Here is an 8981-nt window from a genome sequence, read left to right as displayed (position 1 = left end):
CTCGAAACCCTGACCTGATCCCCACCCCACCCCGGTCCGGTCCGTCGGTCATGACGTTGACGGACGCGACACGCCGGGCAGCACCAGCGAGCTTCATGATCACCCAGGCGCAGGCGGGGGCGGGTGGTCAGGGGACGCGGATGGCGTCCAGGGCCAGCAGGGCGACGTGCAGCGACAGGCAGGTGTCGACCGAGTCCAGGTCGGCGTCGAGGATGTGGCCGATGCGGGCCAGCCGTTCGTAGAACGCCGGCCGGGACAGGTGCACCGCCGCGGCTGCCGCCGACTTGTTGCGGCCCTGGTCGAGGTACGCGCGCAGGGTGCCGAGCAGCGGATCCCGCGGATGCCGGGCGTCGTGGGCGAGCAGAGCGCCGAGTTGCCGCTCGACGAAGGTCTGCACCCGGGGCTCGTCGCGCAGCAGGTGCAGCAGTCCGGCCAGACCGACGTGCGGCAGCCGGAACACCGGTAGGTCACGACGGTCCCACCGGGCCGTGTCGGCGACCTGCCGGGCCTCAATCAACGACCGGCGCGCCTCCCGCAGACTGTCCACGCCGGACCCCGCCGCGATGATCACCTCGTCGACGCCCGGCCCTCGCCACGCCGGGGTGTTGAGGCGGACACGGCGCAGCGCGGCGGCGAATGCGGCGAGGGCGGCGTCCTCGGCCGCGGCGTCCGGCAGGGCGAGCAGCGCACCCACCGCCTGGTCGTCAATCGCGCTGGTCAGGGCGGTCAGCTTCGCCTCCCGCAGGGCGTGGCCGACCGCCTCGGCCAGATCCCGCAACCGGGCCGGGCCGGCCTGCGGCGAGTCCATCGCCGACCAGGCGGCGTCCGCCGGGCCCCCGTCCGCCGGGTCGTCCCGGCGCTGCCGCACCACCACCCCGACCAGGTGCCGCCGCTGGAGGGTGACGCCGAGCGCCCGGGCCCGCAGCGCGACCTCGTCCACCGGGCGGGAGTGGTCCAGCAGCGCGGTGAGCAGGGTTCGGTGCAGCTGACGTTCCAGCCCTTCGGCGTCGCGCCTGATCAGCCGGCCCAACGCCAGCGCGGAGGCGGCCCGTTCCACCAGGATGGTCAGCCGGGTGGGCGGGGCGCTGCCCGGGTGGGCAGTGCCCGCGCCCAGGTCGCCGCGGCCCGGCCACCGCAGCAGCAGCCGCCCCCAGTCCTGCCCCCGGGCGCCGACGGTGGTCACCAGCCAGCCGCTGTCCACGTCGTACGCGGTCCGCCCGGTCGGGCGGATCCGCCGGGAGTGCTGCTCCCAGCCGTCCAGCAGCAGGTCGGCGTTCTCCCCCGCCGGGTCGTACGCGAGGACCTGCCGGGACAGGTTTTCCAGCACCACGGGACAGCCGGACAGCTCGGCGGCCTGGCGTACCACCTCGGCGGGGTCGGCGCCGTCGACGGAAAGCTCGGTGAACCGTTGGTGGATCTCCTCGGTGGCGCGCAGCTCGTGGAGCTGGGCGTCGACGATCAGTGCGTGCACCGCCTCGGTGATCCGTACGAACGGGGTGGCTCGCCGCAGCTCGACCAGGGGCAATCCGCGTCGCTCGGCCGCCACCGCCATCACCCGGGGCACCCCCGTGCCGTAGCGCCGGCCCAGCTCCACCACCAGGCCGGAGACGCCGACGCCGGCCAGGTCCGCGATGAACGCGCGCAGCCCGGCGTCGTCGGCGGGCAGTCCGATGCCGGTGGTGAGCACCAGTTCCCCACCGCCGAGCAGGCTGGCGATGTCCGGTACCTCGGCCACGTGCACCCAGCGCACCGGCCGGTCCAGGCCGGCGTCTCCGGCCACCAGACGCGGGGCACCGTGCCGAACCGGGTCCAGCGCGAGCACCTCACGGACGGTAGGGAACACGGGCGACACGCTACCCTCCGTCACCCCGCGTCTGAACCGGCCGGCGGCGAAGCCGAGTCGGTCAGGTTCCCCTCACCCGGACCGCCGGCCGGTCCACCACTGCCGGGCCAGGGTCAGTCGACCGGGCAGGTCCGGCGCCGGCGCCGGCCTCGGACGGGTCGGCTGGCGCAGCCACTCCGGCAGATGGGTCCCCGGCTCGCGCCTCGGCAGAACCGGCAGGACCGTGATCGGGCACCGATACCAGGGGATACGCACGTCGGCCTCCTTCGGCGGGACGGGGCCGCTCAGGATGCGACCCGGGCACGGCCCCGCCCGGCGAGAGCGAACCGTGTAGCTGACATTCTGGTGAATGGAGGACTACGGTCGGAAGCGACACGGCCGGACCGTGGCGATCCGATCCTGACAACTCAGCTCGGGGGTCGCGGGTGGCTAGCGCTCACTGCGGGTCGTCGTGGCTCAACTTTCCGCAGGCGGCACCGACCCCGCGAGCCCTCCGATGCAGGGCGTTGACTACCGAGAGTGGCCACCGGTCCGGGCCTGATCGCGTGCAGGACGGCCAGCGCCGTGTCACTGCGGAGTTGGCCGACAGGAGGACCAGCTCCATATCGAGGTTCTGCGTCCATTTACGTACGTCTCATCTGGCGCGTCTTGGTTCACCGGACATCTTCTCGCTGCGCGCGGTCATCCCGTGTGGCTCGAAATGGCTCACTGTTCGATCCGCTTCACCGACCCCGCGACACTGACACGCCTGCACGTTCACCGACACCGCCGGCCCAGCAGCCTCCTCCACGTGCTTCCTGACCAGCGCTGATGACGCTTTCGGCACCGGCAGGGTCGACGTGGCGCCTCCATGCGAACTGCTCGCAGGATCCCTGGTTGGGGACCCTCCGCGTACTGGACGAACGTTGACAGTCGTCAGTTAACCCTCGTACTGTCACAATGGCGACCGTCGATGGCGTCGTGACGCCCGGAGTTAGTGCGATTTCTGCCGCCGCTCTTGGTAAGGATGCCTTCCGAAACGGTTCCATCCTCCACCACACCCACCCGCCACCCGGAAGTACCGTCACCGCACCACACCGGTCCCTTGATCACCAGTCCAGCGCGTTCGCCGTCCTCACAAGAGATCCCGGAGCTCTCATGCCTTCCTCGCCTGTTAGCCGCCGCCGCCTTATCCAAGCTGCCGCCGGTGGTGCGATCATCTCGTTCACCGGTGCCGAGCTTGTCGGCGCGGGGCCGGCGTCAGCAGCCGAGCTTCCACCGGCCCGGGCGGACATCGGTGTCTCGGCATACCCGTTTCCCATGGGGCAGGTTCGCCTCACCCCTGGCCGGTTCATGGACAATCAGACCCGCACGCTGAGCTACCTGCGTTTCGTTGACGTGGACCGACTGCTTTACAACTTTCGGGCCAACCACCGGCTCACCACCAACGGCGCAGCCCCGAACGGCGGCTGGGACGCCCCGAACTTCCCGTTCCGCACGCACATGCAGGGCCACTTCCTGACCGCCTGGGCCCAGGCTTGGGCCGTCCTGGGTGACACCACGTGCCGGGACAAGGCGAACTACATGGTGGCCGAGCTGGCCAGGTGCCAGGCCAACAACGCAGCGGCCGGGTTCGGCACCGGCTACCTGTCCGGCTTCCCGGAGTCCGACTTCACCGCACTCGAAGCCCGCACGCTGAGCAACGGCAACGTCCCTTACTACTGCATCCACAAGACCCTCGCCGGGCTCCTCGACGCGTGGCGGTACATCGGCAACACCCAGGCCCGCACCGTGCTGCTGGCGCTCGCCGGCTGGGTCGACGCGCGTACCGCACGGCTGTCCTCCAGCCAGATGCAGAACATGCTCGGCACCGAGTTCGGCGGCATGAACGCCGTGCTCGCCGACATCTACCAGCAGACCGGCGACAGCCGCTGGTTGACCGTCGCACAGCGCTTCGACCACGCCGCTGTGTTCAACCCCCTCGCCGCCAATCAGGACCAGCTCAGCGGGCTACACGCGAACACCCAGGTACCCAAGTGGATCGGCGCCGCCCGCGAGTACAAGGCCACCGGCACAACCCGCTACCGCGACATCGCCACCAACGCCTGGAACATCACCGTCAATGCGCACACCTACGTGATCGGCGGCAACAGCCAGGCCGAACACTTCCGCCCACCCCACGCCATCGCCCGCTACCTCAACACGGACACCTGCGAGCAGTGCAACACGTACAACATGCTGAAGCTCACCCGGGAGCTGTGGCTGATCGACCCGAACCGGTCGGCGTACTTCGACTACTACGAGCGGGCGCTGCTCAACCACCTGATCGGCGCGCAGAACCCGAACGACAGCCGTGGCCACATCACCTACTTCACGCCGCTCAACCCCGGTGGCCGCCGGGGCGTGGGCCCGGCGTGGGGCGGCGGAACCTGGAGCACCGACTACAACTCCTTCTGGTGCTGCCAGGGCACCGGCATCGAGACGAACATGAAGCTGATGGACTCCATCTACTTCCACAACGACACGACCTTGACCGTGAACCTCTTCGTGCCGTCGGTGCTCGACTGGTCCCAGCGCGGCATCACGGTCACGCAGAGCACGACGTACCCGGTCAGTGACACCACGACGCTCACGCTCGCCGGCGCGATGAGCGGCTCGTGGAGCATCCGGATCCGGATCCCCGCATGGACCAGCGGGGCGACGATCGCGGTCAACGGCCAGGCGCAGAGCGTCGAGACGACGCCGGGCAGCTACGCGACCGTCACCCGCAGTTGGGCAGCGGGTGACACGATCACGGTACGGCTGCCGATGCGGGCCATCATGCAGGCCGCCAACGACAACACCAACGTCCAGGCCATCACCTACGGTCCAGCGGTGCTGTGCGGCAACTACGGCAACTCCTCGCTCGGATCACTACCGACGCTCGACCCCTCGTCGATCACCCGGACCAGCGCCAACGCCCTGGCGTTCACCGCGACCGCCAACGGCGCCACCGTCAACCTCGGCCCCTTCCACGACGCCCACGGCTTCAACTACACCGTGTACTGGAACACCACATCGGGCAGCACCCCCGGCAGCGGCACGTACAAGCTGACCAACGCTGCCACCGGCCTGGTCCTGGGCGTGCAGAACATGTCCACCGCCGACGGCGGCCTGGCGGTGATGTGGGGCGACACCGGCACCGCCGACCACAACTGGGTGATGGTGCCCGACGGTAACGCCGTCCGGTTCCGCAACGCCCACAGCGGCAAGGTCCTCGGCGTGGAGAACATGTCCACCGCCGACAACGCCCGCGTCCTGCAATGGGCCGACAACGGCACCGCCGACCACCGCTGGATCCTCGTCGACAACGGCGACGGCACCTACAGGATCCGCAACGGCAACAGCGGCAAGCTCCTCGGCGTCCTCAACGCAAGCACCGCCTGGGGCGCCCAGGCAGTCCAGGATTCCGACAACGGCAGCGGCGACAACCGCTGGCGGCTCGTGCGCGTCGACCGGTAGCCGCTCGGTGTGACGGGGTCGCCCGGGACCGCGGCCTACGGCTCGGGTGACCCCGTCACGAGGCGTCGCTCAGTCGACGCCGAACTCCATCGCGGCGCGGTCGAGTGCCTCGTCCTCGCCGGGGGCGATGCCCCGGGACGCGATGGCTTCCGCGCCGCCCTGTGGCATCGCACCGATCAGCCCGGTCGAGGCTGCCTGTGCCGCGCCGACCATCCGCTGGGGGGTCGCGCCGCCGACCATGCCGAGGGTGGCGTACTGCTCCAGCTTCGCCCGTGAGTCGGCGATGTCCAGGTTGCGCATGGTGAGCTGGCCGATCCGGTCCGACGGGCCGAACGCCGAGTCCTCGGTACGCTCCATCGACAGCTTGTCGGGGTGGTAGCTGAACGCGGGGCCGCTGGTGTCCAGAATTGAGTAGTCCTCGCCCCGGCGCAGCCGCAACGTCACCTCGCCGGTGACCGCCGTGCCGACCCAGCGCTGCAACGACTCGCGCAGCATCAGCGCCTGCGGGTCCAGCCAGCGCCCCTCGTACATCAGCCGACCCAGGCGGCGACCCTCGTTGTGGTAGTTCGCCAGGGTGTCCTCGTTGTGGATGGCGTTGACCAGCCGTTCGTACGCGGCGTGCAGCAGCGCCATGCCGGGCGCCTCGTAGATGCCCCGGCTCTTGGCCTCGATGATCCGGTTCTCGATCTGGTCCGACATGCCCAGGCCGTGCCGGCCGCCGATGGCGTTGGCCTCCAGCACCAGGTCGACGGGGCTGCCGAACTCCTTGCCGTTGATCGTCACCGGGCGTCCCTGCTCGAAGCCGATCGTGACGTCCTCGGTCGGGATCTCCACCGACGGGTCCCAGAACCGGACCCCCATGATCGGGTTGACCGTCTCGATGCCGGTGTCGAGGTGTTCGAGGGTTTTCGCCTCGTGCGTGGCGCCCCAGATGTTGGCGTCGGTCGAGTACGCCTTCTCGGTGCTGTCCCGGTACGGCAGGCCGCGTTCGAGCAGCCACTCCGACATCTCCTTGCGCCCACCCAGTTCGGTGACGAAGTCGGTGTCGAGCCACGGCTTGTAGATCCGCAGCTGCGGGTTGGCCAGCAGTCCATACCGGTAGAACCGCTCGATGTCGTTGCCCTTGAAGGTCGACCCGTCGCCCCAGATCTGGACGTCGTCGGCGATCATCGCCCGCACCAGCAGGGTCCCGGTCACGGCCCGACCGAGCGGGGTGGTGTTGAAGTACGCCCGCCCGCCCGAGCGGATGTGGAACGCCCCGCAGGTCAACGCCGCCAGGCCCTCCTCGACCAGGGCGGCGCGGCAGTCGACCAGTCGGGCGACCTCGGCGCCGTAGCTGAGCGCGCGACCGGGCACCGAGGCGATGTCGGGCTCGTCGTACTGGCCGATGTCGGCGGTGTAGGCGCATGGAACGGCGCCCTTGTCGCGCATCCACGCGACCGCGACCGAGGTGTCGAGGCCGCCGGAGAAGGCGATGCCGACACGTTCGCCGATGGGCAGGGAGGTGAGAACCTTGGACACGGGGAAGATTATTCATCAGGGCGCATGGTCATGCAACCCGAAGCGACGGACGCGCGGCTACCCGCCGCCGAACGGTGGGTCGTCGCGACCCAGCTCCCAGAACGCCACCGCCGCGGCGGCGGCCACGTTCAACGAGTCCACTCCGCGCCGCATCGGGATGACCACCCGTACGTCGCTGGCGGACTGGGCCGCCGCGGTGAGGCCGGGGCCCTCGGCCCCCAGCAGCAACGCCGCCCGCTCGCGCTGTGCCGCGGTCAACCGCTGGATCGGTACGGCGTCCGGAGCCGGCGTCATGGCGAGCACGGTGAAGCCCGCCTCCCGCACCTGGTCGAGGCCCACGGGCCAGCGGTCGAGCTTGGCGTACGGCACCGCGAAGACCTCCCCCATGCTGACCCGCACGCTGCGCCGGTAGAGCGGATCGGCGCAGGACGGCGACAGCAGCACCGCGTCGATGCCGAGCGCGGCGGCACCTCGGAAGACCGCGCCGAGATTGGTGTGGTTGTTGACGTCCTCCAGGATCACCACCCGGCGGGCGGCGGCCAGCACCTCGTCCGCGCTCGGCAGCGGCTTGCGCCGGAACGAGGCGAGCACCCCCCGGTGCACGTGGAAGCCGGTGGCCTTCTCCAGCACGTCCGGGGTGGCCGCGTACACCGGGGCGTCGCCGGTGTCGAGGTCGGCGAGTTGGTCGGCCCGTTTGGCGTCGACCAGGAACGACCGGGCCGGGTAACCGGCGCGCAGCGCCCGGCGCAGCACCAGCTCCCCCTCGGCGATGAACAGGCCGTGCGGCGGCTCCCAACGGGTACGCAGCTCGACGTCGGTCAACGCGCGGTAGTCGGCGATCCGGTCGTCGTCGGGGTCGGTGATCTGGTGGACAGGCACCGCCCGATTCTGCCCGGTGGCCGATGCCGGACGGCCGCCGGCCGGCGCGACGGTATGCCCGCCGAGGCCCTGCCTGGCCGATGCAGAGCATCCAGGGGTGGCTCCGCCAGGACCTTTCCATTGAAGATAGTCCATCTCTTGACAGCATAGGTCACACGACATACGTTTCGAATACGTCTCATGGCCCACTGCCGGCTCCGCCCCGCGCAACAATGCGTCGCGCCGGCAAACGTCCTGCAACGGTGGCAAACAACGACAAGTGGACCATCACCGCGGCCTGAGCAGCACACAGAATTCCGCCGCGCCGGCGCAAGGAGGGCTCGTGAAACGACTACTCGCCGCAGCAGTCGCAGCGGTACTGGCCTCCCTCGGCATCGCCCTTGTGACGTCTCAACCAGCGTCGGCCGCCGCGCTGACGCAGGTCTTCAACTTTGGCAACAACCCCACGAATCTCAACATGTACGTGTACGCGCCGGACAGGCTGGCATCGCGGCCGGCTCTGTTGCTGTTGGTCCACTACTGCTCCGGGTCGGCATCAGCGATTGTCAACGGCAACGGGCGCGATTTTGTGACGGCGGCGGACCAGTACGGGTACGTCATCGTCGTACCGGAGGCCACGCGCAGCGGTCGCTGCTTCGATGTGTCGACTCCACAAGCGTTGCGGCGCGACGGCGGCAGCGACTCCACGGGCATCATGTCGATGGTCGGCTGGGCGCGGACCCGGTACAACGTCGATCCGTCCCGGATTGTGGTCAGCGGTTTCTCCTCCGGGGCCATGATGACCAACGTCCTGGCCGCCGAGTATCCGGACGTTTTCGCGGCCGGTTCGGCGTTTTCCGGGGTACCGGCCGGTTGTTTTGCCACCACCGACGGCTCACTGTGGAACAGTCGGTGCGCCGGGGGCAACGTCGTCAAAACGGCACAGCAGTGGGGGGATACTGCCCGCGCCATGCACCCGGGCTACACCGGGCGGTACCCGCGGATGCAACTGTGGCACGGGGCGACGGATACGACGCTGCACTACAACAACTTCGGCGAAGAGATCAAGCAGTGGACCAACCTGGCCAATCTGAGCCAGACCCCGTCTCAGACCGACTATCCGCAGCCGAACTGGACACGTACCCGATACGGTACTGCTGTCGAGGGAATCAGCATCTCGAATACGGGACACACGCTGCCTCAGCCCGGAATGCTGGCCTACGCCATCTCGTTCCTGGGCCTGGACGGCAACCCGCCGCCGAGCAGCCCACCCCCGAGC

The 8981-nt window shown here is 69.6% G+C and carries 5 protein-coding genes; 2 read left to right on the top strand and 3 right to left on the bottom strand.

Annotation, left to right across the window (positions count from 1 at the left end):
• Positions 1-127: 127 nt before the first annotated feature.
• A complete protein-coding gene (locus E1182_RS26750; RefSeq protein WP_371687609.1) occupies positions 128-1867 on the bottom strand; it encodes a PucR family transcriptional regulator in 1740 nt (579 codons plus the stop codon).
• A gap of 1113 nt (positions 1868-2980) precedes the next feature.
• Here E1182_RS26750 and E1182_RS26740 point away from each other — a divergent pair.
• Positions 2981-5323, top strand: coding sequence for a beta-L-arabinofuranosidase domain-containing protein (locus E1182_RS26740; RefSeq protein WP_132270359.1), 2343 nt, complete (start codon positions 2981-2983; stop codon positions 5321-5323).
• 69 nt (positions 5324-5392) lie between these two features.
• On the opposite strand, the gene argG is transcribed toward E1182_RS26740, so the two are convergent.
• Positions 5393-6844 (bottom strand): argininosuccinate synthase, encoded by a 1452-nt coding sequence (argG, locus tag E1182_RS26735; RefSeq protein ID WP_132270357.1) that lies wholly within the window; start codon positions 6842-6844, stop codon positions 5393-5395.
• Positions 6845-6901: 57 nt separating this feature from the next.
• On the bottom strand, positions 6902-7858 hold the full coding sequence (locus E1182_RS26730; protein ID WP_371687608.1) for a TrmH family RNA methyltransferase: 957 nt from the start codon (positions 7856-7858) through the stop codon (positions 6902-6904).
• Positions 7859-8045: 187 nt separating this feature from the next.
• On the opposite strand from E1182_RS26730, the gene E1182_RS26725 reads away from it, so the two are divergent.
• A partial coding sequence (locus E1182_RS26725) for a PHB depolymerase family esterase (RefSeq protein ID WP_132270353.1) occupies positions 8046-8981 on the top strand: 936 nt, incomplete at its 3' end.

It is taken from the genome of Micromonospora sp. KC721 (assembly GCF_004348355.1).
Lineage (GTDB): Bacteria > Actinomycetota > Actinomycetes > Mycobacteriales > Micromonosporaceae > Micromonospora.
Note: the sequence above shows the minus strand (reverse complement) of the source record. Positions and strands in the feature narration are given on the sequence as shown.